Source organism: Moorena sp. SIO2C4 (genome assembly GCF_010672485.1).
In the GTDB taxonomy this organism is placed as follows: Bacteria; Cyanobacteriota; Cyanobacteriia; order Cyanobacteriales; family Coleofasciculaceae; genus Moorena; species Moorena producens.
The window spans coordinates 1-1,702 of sequence record NZ_JAAHGN010001341.1; the positions used below are offsets into that span (position 1 = coordinate 1).

The 1,702-nt window shown below is 40.3% G+C and carries 1 protein-coding gene and 1 pseudogene; both read left to right on the plus strand.

Going from position 1 to position 1,702, the window contains the following annotated elements:
- Positions 1–113 precede the first annotated feature (113 nt).
- Positions 114–725 (plus strand): annotated as a pseudogene (gene iscB, locus F6K20_RS37315) (RNA-guided endonuclease IscB); the annotation flags it as partial.
- Positions 726–1,017: 292 nt separating this feature from the next.
- Positions 1,018–1,266, plus strand: a complete 249-nt coding sequence (locus F6K20_RS37320; protein WP_154659749.1) for a hypothetical protein — start codon at positions 1,018–1,020, stop codon at positions 1,264–1,266.
- Positions 1,267–1,702 lie beyond the last annotated feature (436 nt).

Below are 1,702 nucleotides of genomic sequence, written 5' to 3' on the forward strand. Positions count from 1 at the left end.
CCTTTTTCTATATAGTTTATTACTTTTTTTCTGAAATCTAGACTGTATGGCATTGCTGTCAGTTATTGAAAATATACCCTTTTCATTTTACCTCATCACCGTCTTATCCTTAATTGAAACAACTATATGTATTTGTTATTGACACAAACAAACAACCACTAAACCCAATTTACCCGAAGAAAGCACGCCGGTTGTTAGACAAAGGTAAAGCTGCGGTTTTCAGGATGTATCCTTTCACGATCATCTTAAAGACTGCGATTCGGCAAAGCCGACGCTGCGCGAACGATAATCCAGTTATCTCATCTTGTCAAATAAAGATTGACCCTGGTAGTAAGGTAACTGGATTTGCCCTAGTTCAAAACAACCAAGTTATTTAGGGTATGGAATTAGAACACAGAGGAGGATTAATCAAGAAAAAACTAGAGTCTAGAAGAGCTGCAAGACGTGGAAGACGTAACCGTCATACCCGATACAGAAAGCCACGATTTCTTAACCGTAGATGTCCAGAGGGATGGCTTTCACCTAGCCTAGAGCACAGGGTGTTGACTATTGAAACTTGGGTAAAACGACTAATTAAATTTTGTCCTGTCAATGAGATTTGGGTCGAAAAAGTCAAGTTTGACACCCAAAAGATGCAAAATCCTGAAATCAATGGCACTGAGTACCAGCAAGGGGAACTAGCTGGTTATGAAGTTAGGGAGTACTTACTTGAAAAATGGGGGAGATAATGCACTTATTGTGGTAAGCAGTCCGGTAGTGATAAATAAGTAGTGATAGAATATTATATTGACATTAAATAATGCATTTTTTTATGTAAAAATAGTAATTTTGATATCATTAATTAGTAGCTTTTATTGTTTAAATAATAAAAGCTACTAATTAAAAAATATTTAAAAAACTGCTAAACTTTTGTTATAAAAAACGTTATCAAGTTATCAATACACCATCGTAAGAATGAATACAGTCTCAGATTTAATAACGCGACCCAATTGCCCTTACTGCAATTGTGAGCGAACAGTGAAAAAGCGATGCAGAGGTGCGACCCGTGGCGAATTTAATTACGGGTCAAACGCACCATTACGGTCTTGGGGAGCCAGTGCGGTCTTGGGGGTTCCCCCCATGAGCAACTGGCGTGGTTTCCCCCATGAGCGACTGCATCAAGACATGGAAGCACTCATAATAAAAAGCAAAAATATCTCTGTTTCTCTTGGTGCGCATTCACGCTTTTCGGGGAACCCGACCGGGGTCGCACCGCAAAAACTGTAAGAGACAGTTTGTAAAAAATCCGACAAAAAAAACGATATCCTTGTCGATCAAAAAGAGAATCGATTACCTATTACTTGAGAAAATATATGCAAGCCGGTATTGCTCGAACAGTTGGAGTTTCAAAAACATGGCTCCAGAATTATGTTAATAAGAAATATGCGGAAACCCCCCGAAAAATAAAGGTTTCAGAAAAACCGTGCATGTAAGATGTCCATTCTCTTGGTGCGCGTTCCCTAGGTCGGGTTTCCCGACCGGGGTCGCACCGCTGAATGTGATGAAATGTGGTCTTTTGTTAAAGCGATGCAGCGCGGTCTTGGGGGTTCCCCCGGAGACGAAACCTGATTACGTTGAGCCTTTATGGTTGGTAGGTTATGCAAAAAAGGGTTAAAACTTGAGGCGCGACCCCGTAATTTAATTCTTCAAGCGGAAAGCGCGA